The 20,286-nt window shown below is 52.6% G+C and carries 11 protein-coding genes and 1 other annotated feature (1 of these 12 only partly in view); all 11 genes read left to right on the plus strand.

Features of this window, described 5'->3' with window-relative positions:
• Positions 1-5: 5 nt before the first annotated feature.
• The 11 genes from AAIG11_RS12655 (at position 6) to AAIG11_RS12705 (ending at position 20,021) form a co-directional block, all read left to right on the plus strand.
• Complete coding sequence (locus AAIG11_RS12655) at positions 6-449, plus strand: DUF4870 domain-containing protein (RefSeq protein ID WP_343186606.1); 444 nt, start codon at positions 6-8, stop codon at positions 447-449.
• 207 nt (positions 450-656) lie between these two features.
• On the plus strand, positions 657-1,853 hold the full coding sequence (locus AAIG11_RS12660) for an MFS transporter (RefSeq protein WP_343186607.1): 1,197 nt from the start codon (positions 657-659) through the stop codon (positions 1,851-1,853).
• 13 nt (positions 1,854-1,866) lie between these two features.
• Entirely contained in the window at positions 1,867-2,676 is an 810-nt protein-coding gene (locus AAIG11_RS12665; RefSeq protein ID WP_343186608.1) for a MerR family transcriptional regulator, read from the plus strand.
• Positions 2,677-2,823: 147 nt separating this feature from the next.
• Positions 2,824-4,803, plus strand: coding sequence for an FAD-dependent oxidoreductase (locus AAIG11_RS12670; protein WP_343186609.1), 1,980 nt, complete (start codon positions 2,824-2,826; stop codon positions 4,801-4,803).
• A gap of 576 nt (positions 4,804-5,379) precedes the next feature.
• Positions 5,380-9,240 carry a stalk domain-containing protein gene (locus AAIG11_RS12675; RefSeq protein WP_343186610.1) on the plus strand — a complete coding sequence of 1,287 codons (3,861 nt, stop codon included), beginning with the start codon at positions 5,380-5,382 and terminating at the stop codon, positions 9,238-9,240.
• 304 nt (positions 9,241-9,544) lie between these two features.
• On the plus strand, positions 9,545-10,648 hold the full coding sequence (locus AAIG11_RS12680) for a DUF362 domain-containing protein (protein WP_343186611.1): 1,104 nt from the start codon (positions 9,545-9,547) through the stop codon (positions 10,646-10,648).
• A gap of 94 nt (positions 10,649-10,742) precedes the next feature.
• The gene (locus AAIG11_RS12685) at positions 10,743-11,471 is read left to right on the plus strand and encodes a phenylalanine--tRNA ligase beta subunit-related protein (protein WP_343186612.1); all 729 of its coding nucleotides are present in this window, start codon (positions 10,743-10,745) and stop codon (positions 11,469-11,471) included.
• A 112-nt stretch (positions 11,472-11,583) separates the two neighbouring features.
• On the plus strand, positions 11,584-12,741 hold the full coding sequence (locus AAIG11_RS12690) for an exonuclease SbcCD subunit D (protein ID WP_343186613.1): 1,158 nt from the start codon (positions 11,584-11,586) through the stop codon (positions 12,739-12,741).
• Positions 12,738-15,953: an AAA family ATPase gene (locus AAIG11_RS12695; RefSeq protein WP_343186614.1), complete on the plus strand. Its 3,216-nt coding sequence runs from the start codon at positions 12,738-12,740 to the stop codon at positions 15,951-15,953. Before AAIG11_RS12690 ends, AAIG11_RS12695 begins: the two co-directional genes overlap by 4 nt.
• A 278-nt stretch (positions 15,954-16,231) precedes the next feature.
• Positions 16,232-17,011 (plus strand): restriction endonuclease subunit S domain-containing protein, encoded by a 780-nt coding sequence (locus AAIG11_RS12700; RefSeq protein ID WP_343186615.1) that lies wholly within the window; start codon positions 16,232-16,234, stop codon positions 17,009-17,011.
• A 484-nt stretch (positions 17,012-17,495) separates the two neighbouring features.
• The gene (locus AAIG11_RS12705) at positions 17,496-20,021 is read left to right on the plus strand and encodes a stalk domain-containing protein (protein WP_343186616.1); all 2,526 of its coding nucleotides are present in this window, start codon (positions 17,496-17,498) and stop codon (positions 20,019-20,021) included.
• A 251-nt stretch (positions 20,022-20,272) separates the two neighbouring features.
• Positions 20,273-20,286: a binding site (T-box leader), on the plus strand (it continues 214 nt past the right edge of the window).

The raw sequence follows: 20,286 nt of genomic DNA on the forward strand, positions 1-20,286 counted from the left end.
AACCAATGGTCAACTATGAAGAACGATATCAACAACAGGAGAATCAGGAAAACCAACACCATCAGCATCCACAGCAAAACCAGCCCGTTTATCGGCAGGATTATCAGCATCATCAAGAATACAGGGGTGAGCAGCCGGGAAGAGGCCTGGCCATGATCGTCCATTTACTGGGACTGGTCACCGGATTTTTGGTACCGCTGATCATTTACTTACTGGTGGATCAAAGCAAGCCTTTTGCCAAGCGCCATGCCGCCGAAGCCCTTAACTTTCAGATCACCCTCATGATTGCCTTTTTTGTTTCCGGTATTTTATCCCTCATCCTTATTGGCATATTAGGATTCATTATTTTTGGGCTGCTGGACCTCATTTGTTCCATTATTGCCACCATGAAAGCCTCCAACAATGAAGACTACCGCTATCCCCTGACCATTCGGTTTATCAGAGAGTAATGCATCACTGAACAATGCATCAGGTAATGGCATAGCCGCCAGAAGTACCGTCATCCGCAAACCATCACAAACCATCATCTGTTGGCCAAACTGGCGTATCGTACCTGCCACACATCCCACACGGAGCATACAGCGCATACAGAACATACAGAACATACAGCACATGCAGAACTTGCAGAACACACAAGACAGGAGCAGCATAAACCAATGAGCAAACCTTCTTTCTACACCCACCTCACCAGCGACGAACAGTATATTCTTAAGTGCTGTTTTTTTGTTTTTGCCGTCAACGGCATCTATGCAGTGATGCTGGGGTCACTGCTGCCCCTTATCAGCAGTGAATACGGTCTGAGCAATACCATCAGCGGCAGTCTGCTGTCGGCTCACCAGGTGGGCAATCTGGCTGCCGGGTTCATTGCAGGCATTCTGCCGGTATATCTGGGCCGGAAAAAAGCCATTCTCTTTTTATGCAGTTTTGTGGCAGTGGGCTTCATCATCATGATGACAACAGGCAACCCGGTATGGCTGTTGCTGGGGTTCCTATTTATTGGAATCAGCCGGGGAAGCATTGCCAATTTCAATAACACAGTGGTGAATGAAGTATCAGACAGCAATCCGGCAGCACTCAGCCTGCTTCACAGCATTTTTGCCATCGGCGCCCTGACAGCACCCTTCATCGTCATTCTTTCCATGCATCTTGGCGGCGCCGGCGGCTGGCGTATCGCCACAGGCTTTGTGGTCTTTCTTGTGATCCTGGCCATGGGGCTCTTCTCCCGAATGAATCTGGATGATACCGCCAGAAAGAAGAGAAAAGTCACTTCATATGAGTTTATGAAAAACAGGAATTTTCAGGTGGGAGTGGGCATTCTTTTTTTCTACCTCTGTGCCGAGGCGGCCATCACCGGCTGGCTGGTGAAATATTTCATTGATGCGGGAATCATGACAACCGCTTATGCCCAGGTGCTCAATGCACTTTTGTGGACAGTGATTCTGGCGGGCAGACTTACCTGCACCTATATCGGATCACGCATCCCCAAGGAGAAGTTGCTCACTGCCATGGGCATGGGTTTTGCCCTTTTCTACCTGCTCCTGTTGTCAACCCGGCAAGTGACGGTGATTACCATCGCCATCATGGGCCTGGGTTTCTCCATGGCAGGCATTTATCCCACCACGGTGGCCAGTGTGGGAGGCACTTTAAAGGAGTACCCCATGGCCATGGGGATTTTACTCATCATCAGCGGCATCGGTTCAGTGATGATGCCCATTATCACAGGAGCGTTGTCAGACCAGTTTGGCATTTTTATCGGCATGGCAGCGGTTGTCATGGCCATTGCGCTGATGATGGTCAGCGTGGCGGTCAACAACCATTTGCGGGTGAAGGAGAGGAAAGGAGTTATCAGATGAAGGTGATTACCCCGTGAAATATACCATTGGTGAATTTGCCGCTCTTTTGGGAGTCACGGTGGACATCCTGCGGCTTTACGAAAAGCACGGCATCATCAGCCCCATGAAAAATGACCTGAACCAATATCGCTACTTCGATGACCTGGATGCCCGCAATCTGCTAAGCAGCCGATGGCTCCGCAGTCTGTCCCTTTCATTGCCTGAAGCTGCCCGCCTCACAGGAGATGTGCCCTTGCAGCAGATTACCGGCAGCCTGCAGCAGGCTGCACAAACACTGGAAACAGAAATTCGGGAAAAAGAAAGGCAGTTACAGCGGCTTAAAGAAATAAACGAAGAAATCGACGCTCTAAACATGCGCCTGAACCAATGCTCTTTTCGTCAGATGCCAGGTTTTTACAGACTGCGGCAAACAGATATGAACACTCTTTTGAAGAACGAAGCCCTGTTGCAACGGGTCAGTGAATGGATGAACAGCCTGCCCTTTGCCTTTTTTTCCTTTCGCATTGAACAAGAGGCCGTGGCATCAGAGGCAGCCACATTTCCCTACAGCTGGGGACTGGCCATGGAAGCGGATGAGGCGGCGCGACGGCAGATCACCATTGATGAGCACATCGAGTTCATTCCACCGGCCACCTGCCTGACGGCAGTGATTCGAGGAACAGGCGATGAAGATATCACCCGCAAATCCATTGCCTTCATGCTGGAAAACATCAGCGGGCAAGGCCTGCATCCTGTTGGAGATATCTTTGGGAAAATTGTACTGACACACCGGCACCAGGGCAAACGATGGGCCTACTTGGAGGTCAATATTCCAGTCTCTTAAACCAGGTAACTTCGATTATTTTTTAACAAAATCATTGACTCCGGTGCTGCACCAGGGTTTACAGTGGGGGTAGAGTAACGAGGGGTAAAGTGTCTTGTTGCTTCCATCCAACTCACTGGAAAACCTTGGAGAACAGGAGGAAATGAAATGAAACCGTTAATCAACGCTGAGAAGTCATCAAAGCTGAAAAGAACATGGCTGCTGGCACTGTGTCTGATGCTGGTGGTATCACTGGTGGCGGGCTGTGCCCAGCCAGCACCCACACCCCCTTCAGAAGAAGCACCAGCCCCAAGTGATGCACCGGCATCACAGGGCTACACTCCGGGAACCTATACCTCTGAAGCCGATGGTCACAGCGGCCCGGTGGTGGTGGAAGTCACCTTTAGTGAAACCGCCATTACCGAAATTGCCATCGTCAGCCAGGCAGAAACCGCCGGCTTGGGCGATGCCGCCCTTGAGCGGGTGAAAGACCAGATTTTAGAAGGCCAGACCCTGGCCGCTGACGTGGTGAGCGGTGCCACCATCTCCAGTCAGGCCATGCTGGCAGCAGTTGAAGCAGCGGTTTTACAGGCTGATGGCGATGTGTCAGCCCTGAAAGCTGCCGCAGTGGTGAGGCCCGGTGACGGTGTGGTGGAAAACCTGACAGCTGACGTGGTGGTGGTCGGCGGTGGTGCCTCTGGCGTATCGGCAGCAATTGCAGCCGCTGAAGAAGGCGCATCGGTGATTCTTGTGGAGAAAACCGGGGTCATCGGAGGGGCCAGCAACCTCTCCTGGGCCGGCAAACTCTTCAACTCCACCATTGCTCTGGAAAATGAGCTGGAGGTTGATCTGGAAGCTGCCATCACACACTGGATCGAAGACAGCCACTGGCGAGTGGACGCAGCGGTGATCCGCCGGTACGTCACCCAGTCAGGAGAAACCTATGAATGGTTGAAGGAGCGGGGCTATGAAACCATGTTCCTGAACTTCTTCAATGAACAGATGCACATGCTGCCGCCTTATGACAGCCGTGAGGAAACACTGCGCAGTATGCTGGCAGCTTCGGTGGAGCAGCAGGGCGGGCAGGTGATCACAGAAACCACCGCCAAATCCCTTATCACCAACAGTGAGGGTGATATCATCGGCGTGGTGGCCGAACAGGCAGACGGAACAACCCTTGAGATCGCTGCAAAAAGCGTGGTGCTGGCCACCGGCGGCTATGCAGCCAACCGGGAAATGGTGAAAGAACACTTCGGTTTCGAAGGTGTCAACGGCGGGTTGGGGCAGAACGTGGGAGAAGGCCTGCAAATGGCCTGGGAAGCGGGCGCGCGGGTGCCTGATAACTTCGGTGGACAGATGCTCCACCAGACTCTTGCCCGAGGAACGGCAGACCTGAAAACAGTGTATGAGCCCTTTGAAGCCAGCTATCCCCTGATGCTCTCCTACCTGCCCACACTGATGAATGTGGGAACCTCTGGTGCCCGTTTCCGAGATGAAGCCGCCACTCTGAAAGCCGTGGCAGCTGCCAACACCAGTGCCTTCCACGGCCCCTTCCACTATGTGATTGTGTCGGCGGCTCAGCTTGATGCCCTGGAAAGTACGGGGATGAACGGGATTCAGGCCCCCCGGCTACCGGGAATGCCGCCGGAATTCTATGCTTCCTTTGCAGACCAGTTCACGCTGGAGAATCCCTGGGAAAATGTCTTTGAGGTCTTTGACACCATGGTGGAACAGGGCAATGGCTTCAAGGGTGAAACCATTGAAGCACTGGCAGAAAACGCCGGGATGGATGTGGCCGTCTTCACCGAAACCTTCCGTCACTATGAAGAAGCTGCAGAATCAGGAACTGACAGCGCCTTTGGTAAAGCAGCCGAATACTTGCTGCCCATGGGCAGTGAAGGCCCTTACTACGCCATCATTGCCGAAATCAACAACCTGGGATCCATTGGCGGGCTCACCATTAATCGCAACTTCCAGGTGCTGAATGAAGCCCGGGTACCCATTGGCGGTCTTTATGCCGTGGGGATGGAAGCGGCTGGTGTGCTTTACAATGACACCTATGTGGGCAACGGTGTTGGCATCGGCTATGCCTTCACCTCCGGGAGACTGGGAGGCGAAGAGGCCGGCAAGTGGGCGATGGAACAGTAAAACAATCACGAAACAGATGCGCTGAACAGTGAATGCTTCTACCGGCAACGCTCTCATCTATCTATCTAGGAATTAATCAACCAAATCAACAAAAATTCACCTGTAGGCTAAGGCAGTTAATGAACCATACTCATCAGGCGGCCTGAGAGTGTCTGAACCGGGAGAGAAGTAAGCTCCCGGTTTTTTTGAATAAGAAACAGTGATTTGCAGGGACATCATTTATCAAGCGATGGTTGATCAACCCACTGATTTGAAAAGAAGGCAGTGCCATGCATCAACACCTTGTTGAAGACAGTCAGGAAGACGGGCACCATCAACGAAATTGAAGAGTGTATAGGACTCGCGTTATAAACAAAGAAATGATCCTTGAGACCTAAATAGCGTTCGTTTTGTGAAATAAATAGCGTCTCGATAACAATGGTATAGCATAATGATTAACAGTGGTGTATAATTAGAATGATGCATTTTGCTGACGAAACATGACAAAAAACAAAAAAATGTCAACAAGAGATAATTGACAGCTGAGGCAGCGGCAAAATGCACGTGTCAACACACTTCATGGTTAGGAGGCATAAAATGAAAAGACAGCTTGGCAGCAACATGGGAAAAAGACAGGTGGCATTGATATTGGCAATCATCATGCTTCTGTCACTGACAGTTCCTGCAGCAGCGGCGACGGGAGAGGCGATGAAACCCCAGGGGACAGTTGCTTTCATCATTGACCAGCAAGGGTACGCCATCGATGGTCAATGGCAGCCGGCAGATGTGGCGCCTTATATTCAGGATGGCCGCACCATGGTACCGGTACGCTATGTGGCAGCAGCTCTTGGAGCGCATGTTTCATGGAATGAAGCTTCACAGCAGGTAACGGTGAATCATGGCGATGATACCATTGTCATGACCATCGGCAGTCATCAACTGATGAAAAACGGCCAACAGGCCATGGTGATGGACGCTGTTCCGGTGATTGTTCCGCCAGGCCGCACCATGATTCCGGTTTCGAGGGTGGCAGAAGTGTTGGGCGTGCCCTTTTCATGGGATGAAGCCAGTCGCACAGCCTATTTTATGCCTCACACCCAAAAGGACGATACAACTGCCCGGGTTTTTGATCAGCCAGGTGTCTTTGGACCTGAAGAAGGAACAGAAACCCTTCAAGGGAATGTGCTCATCACGGCTGATGGTGTTACCCTTCAAAACTATGTGATCACAGGGGACCTTACCATTGATGAAGGCGTGGGAGAAGGAGATGTCTCCCTGGAAAACGTGGAGATTCAGGGTGATGTCCATGTTTACGGCGGCGGCGAGAACTCCATTCTCTTTAACAACGTCGACGTGGCAGGGGCACTGGTAGTGAACAAGGTGAACGGTGCCATTCGCATTCTTGCCACCGGCAACACCAACATTGCGGTGACGGTGTTGGAAAGTGGTGCCATACTGGTGGAACGGGCTCTCACTGGCGGTGGTTTTGAAACTGTTGAGATAGCAGCAGATATTGCTGCCGGTCAAGCCATTGTTATTGAAGGCAATGTAAGCCGGTTAAACAATCAGGCAGCCAATCTTGACTTGACCATCAATGGAACAGTGGGGGCACTGGCCTCCACAGGAGATCTGACCATCAAGGGCAAGGTGACGGTGACAAGAACCGTCACTTCAGGGGGGAATCAGTTTGACCTGAAAACGCCAGATGCAGCTCCCCGACAGTCAACGACCCGTGACAATACTGGTTCCAGAGATTCCTCAGGTGATTCCTCCGGTGGTTCCTCAGGAGGCTCCACTACAGTGGCGGTGAACAGTGTTGCCATTCCCCAGGGGAATATCTCCTTGATCATGGGAGCATCACAAAGCTTGACAGCCGAAGTGCTCCCAAGTAATGCCACTAACAAGCAGGTCACATGGACTTCCAGCAGTCCTGCAGTGGCCACCATTAATGCCAGCGGACAGGTAACCGGGGTGTCACCCGGCACGGCCACCATCACTGTTAGAACTGTCAGTGGTGGGAAAACTGCCAGTATAGTGGTAACAGTTACGGCAAAACCAGCCATCTCCCTGAACTTCAGCAGTTTTGGCAATGCGAATAAAGGGGATGCTTTTGAGAGTGAATCCAATGCTGCGGCAATTTGGAGCAACAGAGACGCCTATCAGCTAAAGAACATCAGTCTGGATGTGCAGCCCAATGCCACCGTTACCACTTTTGTATATGATCAGGGTGCAAAAGCCTCTGGTCAGCCTTTCCCGGTGGTAGTGAGTGTACAGGCAGGAGGACAAGCCTTACAGCCCACCAGCGAAACTTCTAAAAGTACCAATGGACAAGCCTTTCCCTTTGGCAGTCTGTTAAAGGGCAGCCAAGTATCAGAGAGTTTTCTCGTATACCTGGATATGAACCGTGCTGAACACAACCTGGAGGTGACAGACCCACGCTATACCACTGCCAGCACCACCATTCAGTGGGTGCCAGCAGGCGGGCAGGTGGTGGAAAGTGTTGAAGCCATCACTGGCCAGCTGACAGTGGGCGAAACCCTGACAGCGGGCAGTGTGAAGTCCAATGGAAACACCGTCACCAATGGTTTTGATTACCAGTGGTACCGGGCGTCCACCGTTACAGGCAACTATCAGGCGATATCAGGTGCCACCACCAGCCAGTACACACTGGTCGAGGCAGATGCAGGTAAATTCTTTAAAGTCAGGGCCACTGGTGATGGGACACAGCTGTACGGTGCCGCTGCCACTGCCGCCTACGGGCCTGTAGCGTCTATGGTGGATACCGAAGCGGTGTTTACCGCCATTGAAGCTGCCTATCTGGGAAGCAATGCCAGCACCTATGTGACCCAGTCACTGAATCTGATGACAACACTGCCCGCCTTCAGCGGAGTGACCATCAGCTGGCAGTCCAGTGATCCAGGTGTGGTGAATCCCCAAACCGGCGGCATCACCAGACACTCTCAGGATGACAAACCCGTCACTCTTACCGCCACTGTCAATGGAGCCCTGTCGCGGGAATGGCATGTAGTGGTGCTTTCCCAGGGAATGGAAAATGTGGGACAAACAGGCAGCGACAACCGCTTTGCGCCAGGGTACCCCAGGGCGTTCATCAGTAACGGGACGATTCATGTGGAGGCAAAAACCACCACGCCTGTTAAAGCCTATATGCTGGTGAATGTCATCAATGGCCACATACCTTCCTCTGTGGAAGGTGTACTGGGGGGCTATGGCGGTGCAGCCGGTGCCCAGATACATGTGAACAGCTGGCCCTATGCTGAGTTGGAGGCCAATCAACTGCTTTCCTTTGACACGGGAGTGAGCATCACCCGTACCCGTCGTGAAGCAAGGGTGGAGTTTGTGCTCACCAATATGGACAACAGCAACCGTGGCGGGTTGGTAACCATTCTTTTTGATCAGCAGACCATGGAAGCCATCGATCAACAAGGTCCAGAGTTGATGGGTATTAAACGGAATGAGGCAGGTTCAAAACTGCACCTTTACTTTAATGAAGATATTACCACGAATGGGTTGAGTACTGCACACTTTAACCTTTCATCAGGCACTGTAACAGGGATTGACGGTTTTACCAATTATGGCGATCAGCATCATGTGGGTTCGGTAGTGGTGCTGTCTGTTAGCAGTTTGGGATCCAATGCCACCCTTTCCTATACGGGAAGCGCCATCAAAGACACATCATTGAATCAAAACCCTGCATTGACCTTCTCCAATCAGCCCATTACATCTGCCGCTACCACCATTCAAGATGTGATTGTTGGCAATGATGGTAAAAGTGTCATGGTAAAAATGGAAGGCGGCATGAGCTTTAATTATTCAGATCCAGTAGCATGGTTAACAAAAAATGACTTTACGTTCGAGACCACTCAAGGAGACAAAAAGCCTGCGACCATGAGCTACTCTTATAATGAGGACTGGATTGATTACAGGCTGACATTTGCAGAACCTGTGGCAGTAGATTCCAGCTCTCGCATGAGGGTTGAGATGAACAAACCTGGACTCCGTGACTATGCATATGATGGATATGGAGCAGCTTTAGTGAACGATGTTACTCAGAATTTAAGGTCTTTATCTACAAGCCCCACTTCGGTCGAGTACACGAACAGTAATAAGGTAATCAAGATCAACTTTGATTCAGCTATGCAAATAGACAGAGCCACTTTTGCCGATAACTTCACGCTGAAGATTGGTGGAGACGAGTATCGATTACGGGGTCAACTGGTGAATACAAATAGTTCAAACAGAAGCATCGTTCAAATCAATCTGACAAGAGATGCCAATGATGGATACGGTGCAAAACTGGCAACATTGTTGGACGCAACACCAGGAAACGTTCAAATCAAGTATGACACCATTCATGGTGATGGACGCAATCAAATGCGTGATCTGGGTGGTGCCCTGATCCCCAGTTTCAGTTATCAAAGCGTGACTTTTCTTCCCTAAGTATTTGGTAACAATTAGCAACACATATAACTCACCAAACCCCCTGCCAGTCTCTTGGCAGGGGGTTTGACGTTTGCAAAAGAAGGAAAGGGAAGAAAATCCGAAAGAGAACACTGATGCAAGCACTCCCAATAGGGGGGTCTGAAAAAAAGAGAGTCGATAAAAGAAAGTCAAACCGTTATAACAGGTGGCGAAAAAAGTGCTACAATGAAAAGAAGAGCCTTGGCACAACAGCCAAGAATTATAAATCAGCATTCGAAAGCAGGCTGACAGGCACTGGGCAACAAAAAGGGAGGCGTTGCACTTGAAGGCACATCAACTGTTGATCCAGCACGGCGATCATCCGGCAGCCATGACCCGGCGGCTGCTGGAACGGTCTGGTGTTCGTAATGAAATCCGACCGGGCATGAAGGTGGGGCTAAAGCCTAACCTGGTGATGGCTAAGCCCGCCTCAGAGGGTGCTACGACCCATGTGTCCATCGTCAGGGCCCTGGTGGAAACGCTCCAAACCTGGGGGGTGACAGACATCACTATCATGGAAAGCGCCTGGGTGGGCGACAGTACCCGAAAAGCCTTCAAGGTCTGCGGCTACGAAGCCCTGGCCAAGGAAACCGGGGTGAAACTGCTGGACCTGAAAACCGCCCCCACGGTCACCCTGCAGGCAGGCTCCCTGGAGCTGGAGGTGTGCAGGGCACCGCTGGAAGTGGACTACCTCATCAATTTGCCGGTGATGAAGGGCCATTGCCAGACCCGAATGACCTGCGCCCTGAAGAATATGAAGGGCTGCATTCCTGACTCGGAAAAAAGCCGGTACCATACCATTGGCCTTCACGAACCCATTGCAGCAGTCAATACGTTGCTGAAACAAAACCTGATTCTGGTGGACGCCCTTAACGGCGACCTCACCTATGAAGGCGGCGGCTCCCCCGTCCCACTGAACCGGTTAATACTGGCAAAAGACCCGGTGTTGGTGGATGCCTGGGTTGCCCGGTTTATGGGCTATCAGCTGGAAGAAATTGAACATCTGGCCCTGGCTGCCGCCAAGGGCGTTGGTTCGGCGGATCTGACCCAGGCAGAAATTCTTCAGGAAGGAAAAGCCACCGGCAAAATTGACCGGAAGGCTATTCGGGGCGATGCTGCCGCATTCAAACGCTACATTGATGAAAGGGCTGCCTGTTCAGCCTGCTACGCCACTTTGATTCACGCCCTTCGGCAGCTGGAACATCAGGGAAAGCTGATACAGCTGAAAGAAACCCTGGCAGTGGGTCAGGACTTTCAGGGCGTTCTGGGGCCAGGGCTGGGCATCGGCACCTGTGCTGCCGGACTGGAACGGCATGTGGACGGCTGTCCCCCGGAACCGGAGGCAATCGTGGCCTTCCTGGAAGCCTATTTGCAGGATCTTGACTGATCATCAGCAAGTGAACGAACCTTGAGATGCAACTGAAAATGAACATCTATTCAGGTTAAATCTCATTGAGAGCAGCTGGCAAAAGGCTGTATGAATGTTTTCTCTGAATGATGTGGAGAGACGAACTGTGGGGAAGGGAGAGACGATGATGCTGGAAGTGACACAAGAACTGAAAAAAGCATATCCGGGAGGATCTATTGGCATATTGGCCCTGTCGGGGATGAAGAGCCGGGAGGTTTCCACCCGGCTGGAACAGGAGAAGAAAGCCGTGGAAGAAACGCTGCGGTCCCGGTTTCATCATCACGATCGGTCATCTTTAAAATCCATGGAACCCATCGGTAGCTACAGTGAATACTATCAGTCTTTCCGAAAAACCTATCATGTGCTGTTACAGCTGGAATCCATTGTCTTCAAGGGCAAATCCATTCCAACAGTATCTCCGGCAGTGGAAATCATGTTCATGGCAGAATTGAAAAATCAAATGCTCACGGCCGGACATGATTTGGATGAAGTAGAGGGGACGCTGAAGGCGGAGGTTGCTCAACCTGGGCGTACCTATGAGTCAATGAGCGGAAAAACAATTGAAACGGCAGCAGGGGATATGATGATCACTGATGAGAGGGGCATTCTATCCAGCATCATTTATGGCCCTGATCAGCGCACCCGTATCACACCTGAAACAGAGCGGGTGGTATATACCGTTTACGCCCCGCCGGGAATTTCGAAGGCGTTGGTGGAAGAACATCTTAAAGATCTGGAACAGTATGCAGCACTGGCTTGTTCCGATGTCAGGGTGATATCAGAAGTGGTGCATGAGCTGTAGAAACAACGAAATATGCCAGTAATGTAGGGGATAAAATGAGCAACGATTTTACTGGATACCTGACCCTGAAAAATTAATCATCAACACTTAATCCAACACAGGAGGCATGTACATGAAGTTCATTCACACATCCGACTGGCATTTGGGCAAAGTTCTTCAAGGCCAGCCCCTGCTGGAAGATCAGCAGCACATGCTCCACCAGCTGGTGGCAGCCGTTGAATCTGAAAAGCCAGCAGCCGTCATCATCGCCGGTGATCTTTACGACCGCTCCATCCCCCCGGCAGAAGCGGTGAAACTGCTGGACGACACCCTCCACCAGCTGGTGGTCACCCTGAAAACCCCCGTGCTGGCAGTGGCGGGAAACCACGACAGCCCCAGCCGCCTGCGTTTCGGTAACCGGTTGATGAAGGCCGCCGGATACCACATCGCCGGAGAATTGACAGATGCCTTTCAACCCGTCACTTTCACCGATGCCCACGGCCCCGTGGATTTTTTCCTTCTCCCCTATGCTGATCTGGGCACCATCCGTCAGCACTATCCAGAGACAGAAATCACCGGCTATGGGGATGCCTACCGACTGCTGCTGGAAGACATTGAGACACACCGCAACCCGAATGCCCGTTGCGTGCTGGTGACCCACGCCTTTGTCACCCCTGGCGGTGAACCGGAAGCCAACACCAGCGACGCTGAAAAACAGCTTTCTGTGGGCGGCGTTGAATTTGTGCCTGCAGAACTTTTTCAATCCTTCCATTACACTGCCTTGGGCCACCTGCACCAGGGCCGGCAGGTCATGGAAAAGCAGATCCGCTATGCCGGCTCCCCCCTGAAATATTCCATTCGGGAGGCTCATCACGCCAAGGCTTTTGATGTGGTGGAACTGGACGAAAAGGGTGAAGTCACAGTGACTCCCTGGCTGGTGAAAGCCCGTCGTGATGTGCGCACCGTCACCGGACGGCTGCAAGAGGTGGAAAACCACCCCCCGTGTCAGGATTACGTGTGGGTCGGCCTCACTGATGAACACCCGGCACCCGAGGCCATGGAACGGATCCGCTCCGTTTATCCCAATGCGCTGGGCCTTCGCTGGGAAGCCCTCCACCGGAAGCTGGACATAGAAGCAGCTCCCCATACCCTGGAGCGCCACCGGCCGGCGGAAATCGTGGAAAGCTTTTTCGAAACCTTCACCGGCCAGGCCTTGTCAACGGATGACAGGAAGCTGGTGACGGACCTGCTGGAAGAAGCCATGCAGGAAGAACAGGGGGGAGAGGCATGAAACTGTTAAGGCTCACCATGACAGCCTTTGGCCCCTACCGGTCACAGGAAGTCATTGACTTTGAAAAACTGAATACCGCCCGCCTTTTTGTCATTTCCGGGAATACGGGAGCCGGCAAGACAGCCATTTTCGACGCTATCTGCTTTGCCCTCTACGGGCAGGCCAGCGGTACCAGCCGAAAAGATTCCCAGGGACTGCGCTGTCTGCTGGCCGACCCCGCCACCCACACCGAAGTGAACCTCACCTTTGCCATGGGCCAACACCGGTACCGGGCCCAGCGGCGCATGGGGCTGGTGAAACCGGGCAACAAAACCGCCACAGGGGAAGAACACCTGCTGGAACGGTGGGTGGCTGAATCTGACACAACTCCTGGCAGCGATGCAGGTCGCTGGGAACTGATGCTGGAGCGGAACCGGGTACGGGAAATGAACGACACCATTCAACAGCTCCTGGGCCTTGACCAGCGGCAGTTCACCCAGATTGTCATGCTGCCCCAGGGAGAATTCGAAAAACTGCTGTTGTCAGACTCCACAGAAAAAGGCGTGATTCTCCGGCAGATCTTTGACACCGGTCTTTATGAACGTTTCACCAAAAAACTGGAACACCAGGCCCGGGAAGCCTCCCGGCAGTACGAGAAGCAGGCGGAAAAGCTGAAGCTGCTGGAAGAACAGGCCCGGGGCCTGTTTCAACGCAAAGAGGAGGCCGCAGCGGGTCTCCATGAAACCCTTCACCCACCTGGTGATGAACCGGATCAGGCTTCGGCAGCACCTTTGGAGAAGACCGCAGGTGGGCTGGCAGCGGTCTTCTCCCAGGAACAGTGGAATACCCGTCAGGTGATGGTGGCGCTGGATAAAGAGCTGGAACAGCTGCAACAGGCAGTGAGCCAGGGCAAAGAGGATCTGAAGGTGCTGGCAAAGGCATCGCAACAAGCCGCTGAAAACCTGCTGAAAGCCCAAAGCATCAACCAGCAGCTGGAGGTCCTGGCAGCTCGGGAACACCGGTTCCAGGAGTTGGAAAAACAGGGGGAGGCCAGGCAAAAGCAGGAAGAATCCCTGGATCAGGCCCGGAAAGCCCAGCGCATTGAAGGCGAATACCGGTTGCTGGAGGAACGTGGAAAAGAAACAACCGTAAAGGAACAGCTGCTGAAAGAAGCCGAAGCACAGCTGAAACTGGCGGATCAAGAGAAGAATGCCACCAGTAAGGTATATCAGGAAGAAAAAGGCAAGGAACCCCTGCGGCTCAGCCTGACAGAGAAAGTCACCGTGCTTCGGGGGCATCTCCCCGCGGTGAAAACCCTGGCAGAAGAAGCTGACAGGGCTCAAAAGCTCGCCCTTCAAAATAAACAGGAAAAAGAGGCGCTGGAAACGCTGACAGTTCGAATAAAAAACGGAAAAAAGCTGCGGCAACAGCAAAAGCAGGAACAGGAAACCCTGGAAGCCGCCCTGGAGGGCAGTGAAACACTGCCTGAGGAGCAGGCCCGGTTAACAGAGCTGAAAAACCAGCTGAACAGCGGGGTGGAACTGACAGAGCTTCTGAAAGAGCAGACGGCAGATGCCCACACAGCCCAAAAAAAATGGGAAGCCGGCAAAAGCGACTTTGAAACCCTGGAACAACAGTGGGTGGAGGGCCAGGCCCTTCAACTGGCCGCCCATTTGAAATCCGGAGAACCCTGCCCTGTGTGCGGCAGCCAACACCACCCCCAACCGGCGACGGCCGCCACGCCGCCGGTCTCCCGGGAAGCTCTCCAAAAGGCCGGGAAACAGGCGGAAGTCGCCTTTGGAGCCTACCAACAGGCAGTCGCAAGGGTCAAGGCGACCAAAGAGCAGCTGGAGAAGGTGGAACAATGGCTGACGAAAAATGAAATTCCCCGGGAGCATCTGACAGTTTCCCTTGAAAAGGCGGCCCAACAGTTGACAACCGTCACCCGCAGCTTGAAGGCTGTCAAAGAAAAAAGAGATGCACTAACAAAGCTGAAACAACAAGAGAAGAAGAGTGAGCAACTGCTGGGAGAACTGGAACAGGAGCATGAGGGCAAGGCAGAGATGCTCCAAAAATTGAAGGGACAGCTGGATATGCTTCAGGGAAGCCTGGAAGCCCGTCAAAAACAGATTCCCCAAGAGCTGCAACAAATCACCGCCCTGGAAACAGCCATCAGAGAAGCTGAAAAAAATCAACAAGAAGCCCAGCAGGCCTGGGAAAAAGTGGAAAAGGCCATGACTCGCAGCCGGGACGCCTTCGCCCGGGCAGAAACCAAAACTCAAAATGCCCGGGAAAATCTTAAAACTGCCCAGGAACAGGTGAAGAATCAGCAGCAGGTATGGCTTCAGGCGCTGCAGCAGGAAGGCTTTGCCCATGAAATTGCCTTTACCCAGGCGCAGATGAGCCGGGAAGCCATGACAGCTGGTGAGGCAGAGCTGAAAGCCTACCGGGAAGAAAAAAACCTGCTCATCCAGCAGCTCCTGGAGCAGCGGGAGGCGCTGAAAGATGAGAAAAAAGCAGATATCATGGCACTGAAAGACGCTGCCGACACCCTGGCGAATAACCTGGAAACCCGGCGGCAGCAAGAAGCCAACCGGGAAGAACAGCTTCGCCAGGGCCGAGCCTGCCGCCTTCAAATGGAAAAGGAGGGAATGCTGCTGGAAACCCTGGAAGCCCTCCGTAACCGTCTCACCACCCTTCACCGCATCGCCAACGGCAGCGACAACCAGGAGCGCATCAGCCTGGAAACCTATGTGCAGCAAACCTATTTCCGCCAGATTCTCCAGGCCGCCAACCGGCGGCTGCGACTCCTTACCGACGGCCGCATTGAACTGGTACACCGGGAAGAACGGGAAAAACACGGGAAGCGCAGCGGCCTGGGCATCGAAGTTTTCGACATGCACAGCGGCAGCACCCGCAGTGTCCACACCCTGTCAGGAGGTGAGAAATTCAACGCTTCCCTCTGCCTGGCCCTGGGACTTTACGACATCATCCAGCAGGAGAGCGGCGGCACCCTCATGGAAACCATGTTCATCGACGAAGGCTTCGGTTCCCTGGATACCCACGAATCCCTTCCCCGGGCAGTGGACCTGCTCATGGAAATCCAGCAGGCCGGCAGGGTCATCGGCATCATCTCCCATGTGGAAGAGCTGAAAGAACGGTTGCCGGCTGTGCTGTCGGTTCAGAAGCAGTCCGATGGCAGCAGCCGCACCAGTATTCAGGTGAAGGGATAAAGCATCGGGCAAGAGCATTATTAAAAAGCAAAATAAGCACACAGCAAGGGATGAAAAGTACTGCAGCCCCCTGAATAATATGATAATATTATTCAGGGGGCTTGTTTTTAAGAAGCATTACCAAAGTGTAAAATGAAAACGCGCCAAAGTGTTTAGCTATGGTCATGTGAAGATCAATGCTAAACAATAGTATGGAAGCCTGACCAATGATTACCAATGATCAGGGCACAGTCAGTGTTATTCTGATGCAGTACTGATATGCGTGAGGAGGAAAGCAGATGAAAAAGCTGGGAGAAGTGGCAATCATTTACCGGGGGCGTCTGATTCGAAAGGAAGAACTGAGTCCCGAGGGAAACATTGCAGTGCTGAGTGTGGCCCATGTGACTCCTGGGTGGGTTCGGCTTCCCGGGGAGGGTGACCAGGACCGCATTCCGGAAAATGATGAAGATATGACCAGATATCAGGTACTGCCGGGAGATGTGGTAATCACCAGTCGGGGCACCCAGCTGCGGGCCGGGGTTTATCGTGAAATGTCGGGGCATGAAAACGCCACCAGGAAAAACGGCCCTGCTCAACACCAGAAACAACCGTCGGCGGTGATTCTTTCTGCCAACCTGACAGGGCTGCGGTTTCAGGATGAGGTATTTGCAGAATATGCGAATATTTTTTTTAACAGCCCCCAGGGAGTGCACCAGTTGACCACACTTTCTGAAGGTACATCAGGGATCAACCTGGGGAAAAAACAATTGGAAAGCCTGCTGATTCCCTGGCATTCCAGAGAAATAATGGCAGCCATGGCGGCAAGATACCAAAACGCCCTTCAGGCCCGTGAAGCAGCTATCATCCAGGCGGCCAGGGATTGGAAAGTTGCCTGTGATGAAGTGAATGCTTTATTTGATGAAACCCAGGAGAAAGCCTTCGGGGATGTGACCGAAGAAGCCACCCGGCTGCTGAATGTGTGGCAACGCGTTCAGACAATTGTCCCCACGAAAAAGATGGCTCCAAAGCCAAAGGTCTCAAAAAAAGCGAAAGATCGGCTGCTCATTGAACTGGACTAAGCTGAACTAAACTGGGAATAGATTCGAACCAGACTGAGCTGAGACTGATTTTTTATTTAAAAATATCCAGTTAACAAATAAAGCAATCAATGAACCCTGAAATGAACCCTGAAAAAAATGAATGACAGGTAAAATTGAAACTGCCCCATGGAGCACATGAAAAATCGCCAATTCAATGGGCAACGGGACCAAAAACCGGAAATCAACATCACTGTCAAAATACTGGTGGGAAGGGCTGGTTATTTCCGACAGGAGGCGGTATAATAAAACAGAAAGTGAAATTTCGGAATAGTCTCACAAATGAGAATGCTGCGCATGTCTATCTGGAAATAATCAACAAACCGTGTAACAGTTCTTTCAGAAGACGCCGGCAGAAGACACCGGCCCATGCGCATCCAGAGAGAACCGAAAGGAGGGTGCCACTCCCAGGCAGAACCGTCACACCGTCCACCCATGAAATGTTTTGAAAAGGAGGCTGCTATCTATGCAGTTACGTCAACATCGCCTGTTCATCATTCTCCTGGTGGTGGTTATGTGTCTTATGACCACCTCGCCGGCACTGGCCTACCGCCAGATGGAGATCCACCTGCCCCTGAACGAAGCAGAAGCCATGGTGAATGGCACTCCGGTGTCTCTTGAGGTCCCGGCACAAATTGTGAATGGGCGCACCCTGGTACCTCTATCGTTCCTGACAGATCAGATGAAGGTACCTGCCCAATGGGATGCTGCCAACCGTCAGATCATCATTGGAGACGATGGCGCCATTATACTGACCATTGATGCTGCAACGGCAGAAGTGCATGGGGAAACAGTGGCGCTGGATACCCCTGCTGTGATCATGGCAGGCCGCACCTTGGTGCCTCTCAGCTTCATTACCCGTGTCCTGGGAGCTGAAGCTGTCTGGGATGCCGACACCAAAAGTGTTCATGTAACGGCTGTGCCCCAAATGGCATTGGCGGAAGAACTCTACACCCAGCCGGTGGCAGGGGAAGCAGAAGTGCTGGCAGCCCTTGATCCTCATTATGGCTGGGATTTTGCCCTGGCACTGGGAGAAATCGGCAGCTATGCCAATGACTGGGGTTTCCGCATGGGAGCCACCGATGCCGGGCGTGAAGCCTCCATGCTGGTGCATGACGCCTTCCAGGAAATGGGCGTGGAAGCAGCTCTTTACCCCTTTGAAATGTATGGCTGGAATCCACTGGATGCTGGCATGAGCATTCTGGAAATGCCTGAGCTGGAAATTCCTGTGGTGCCCGCGCCTGGCCCCGCCGGTACAGATGCAGCAGGTATCACGGCCGAACTGGTCTACGTGGGGAATGCCACCCGTGAAGACCTGGAAGGCATTGATCTCACCGGCAAAATCGCTCTGGTAGCCTGGAATGAAGACTATGTTTCATGGATCGCCCAGGTGGGGCACCAGGTACGCCGCCAGGGAGCCATTGGGGCACTCTACTTCTGCGAAGAAGGCTACGGCCAGGAGGAATCCGGCGAAGCCTTCTACGTGGCTGACTGGAGTGGCGCCGATATCGACATACCCGTCTGGAACACGCCCAAAAAATACGGCGAAATGCTGGCAGAAATGCTGACGGACGAAACCCTTACTGTCAATCTGTTCTCATTGGTGGAAATTGATGAAAATGCCACCGGCTATAACGTGGTGGGCATGATCCCGGGAACCGTGTACCCCGATGAATTTGTCATCATCAACGGACATACCGACGCTTATTTCCAGGGCTTTATGGATGACTCCCTGCCCATAGGCCTGATGATGAGCATCGCCAAGGCAATGGTGGATACCGGTTACGAGCCCCACCGCACCCTGGTTTTTGTGGCCCATGAAGCAGAAGAATTCGGTGTCATGGATACCGTCTACGACTGGCTCATCGGTTCCTGGGCGCTGCTGGGAGAAAAGAAGGGTGAATGGGCCGGCAACACCGTGGCCACCATCACTCTGGAGCTTCTGGGCTATGAGGGCACGCTCCAGTTGCCCATGCGTTCCTCCGACACCTTGTATTTCCATCTGATGAATATGACACAGGGGCTTGATACCGCCGGCTTTGAAGAGTCAGGAGTTGAAATACGCAACACGGTGGGTACCTGGTCCGATGAATGGTCCTACTCTTACCATGGCATCCCCACCATGCGGACCCACACCGATTACAACATCACCTACAATTTCTACCATTCCCAGCTGGATCAGGCCGACCGGGTGAACTTTGACAAATACACCGCCAACCTGCGCGCCTTCGCTACCCTGATGATGCGTTACGACCAGACGCCGGTGATGCCTTATGATCTGGCCCGTACTCCCCAGCAGTATCTGGAGAACCTGAATCAGGAAGCTCTTAATGCCCAGGGACTGGGAACAGAACTGGCTGAAGCGGCTGCTGCTTATCAGGAGCAGGCCAACGATCTGCTGGATATGACCCTGGCCCTTACTGCAGATCTCATGGAAGCAGAAGAACTGCCGGAAGCAGCGGCAGCAGCCCTGCCCGCCCTGAACCAGGCGTTGCGCAATGCTGCCCGACACGTGATTACCGAGTCTCAGTACCTGTCCCAGGAAAGCCTGGCTTACCGGGTACACTTCTACCAGAATCTCCCGGGCACCTTCCAGCAAGCCATTGATTATCTGGAAGAAGGGGACGGCGCGTCAGTGCTGGAAGAACTCAGCTTCCCCGGCAAGTACTACGCCGAGTTCTATGACTACGAAACCTGGTACAATTCTTACCGGGCTGCCATCGATTCAGAAACCCTGGGTAACGACCTGTTCTGGTCCGAAGGACGCCTGCTGAAATTCTACAACCACTTCCGCACCCTGGAAAGCATCCGGGAAAAAACCGCCGCAGGCGACACGGATTTCACAGCTGAAATCGCCGCCTTCGAAGGGTTTAAAGCAGACGCAGAAGCCCGGCTGGCACAAGCTTATCGGGATGATCTGGCCATGTGGCGGCAAGCCAGCAGTATGCTGCCTGCAGCGCAGATGGAAGCGCTGATGAACCTGCTTCAATAAACATCGCAAGCACCGCAAGTACCGAAAGTATCGCATTTTTTTCAATCATCGCGATCGCATTCAGGAAACGATAAACAGAACAAAACACATCAAGGTGTCAATTAACGTTCTGTTATCATGCAATATCAAAAATATTTACAGAGAAATGGTTGACAAAAAAACGCTGCCGCTGTATTATGATGAAAATCCACCTGACACATCATCACACTAAAGTGATTGTGCCAGGAAAGTGATTTCACCAAAGTGCAGCAAGGCAGTCGATGAG

The organism is Anoxynatronum sibiricum, assembly GCF_039414295.1.
GTDB lineage: Bacteria > Bacillota > Clostridia > Peptostreptococcales > Tindalliaceae > Anoxynatronum > Anoxynatronum sibiricum.

Excerpts from the sequence above, each read along its gene's own strand:
- AAIG11_RS12675 (WP_343186610.1), top strand. The coding sequence starts at position 5,380 with ATGAAAAGACAGCTTGGCAGCAACATGGGAAAAAGACAGGTGGCATTG.
- AAIG11_RS12700 (WP_343186615.1), top strand. The coding sequence starts at position 16,232 with ATGAAAAAGCTGGGAGAAGTGGCAATCATTTACCGGGGGCGTCTGATT.
- AAIG11_RS12685 (WP_343186612.1), top strand. The coding sequence starts at position 10,743 with ATGTTTTCTCTGAATGATGTGGAGAGACGAACTGTGGGGAAGGGAGAG.
- AAIG11_RS12655 (WP_343186606.1), top strand. The coding sequence starts at position 6 with ATGGTCAACTATGAAGAACGATATCAACAACAGGAGAATCAGGAAAAC.
- AAIG11_RS12705 (WP_343186616.1), top strand. The coding sequence starts at position 17,496 with ATGCAGTTACGTCAACATCGCCTGTTCATCATTCTCCTGGTGGTGGTT.
- AAIG11_RS12660 (WP_343186607.1), top strand. The coding sequence starts at position 657 with ATGAGCAAACCTTCTTTCTACACCCACCTCACCAGCGACGAACAGTAT.
- AAIG11_RS12670 (WP_343186609.1), top strand. The coding sequence starts at position 2,824 with ATGAAACCGTTAATCAACGCTGAGAAGTCATCAAAGCTGAAAAGAACA.
- AAIG11_RS12695 (WP_343186614.1), top strand. The coding sequence starts at position 12,738 with ATGAAACTGTTAAGGCTCACCATGACAGCCTTTGGCCCCTACCGGTCA.
- AAIG11_RS12690 (WP_343186613.1), top strand. The coding sequence starts at position 11,584 with ATGAAGTTCATTCACACATCCGACTGGCATTTGGGCAAAGTTCTTCAA.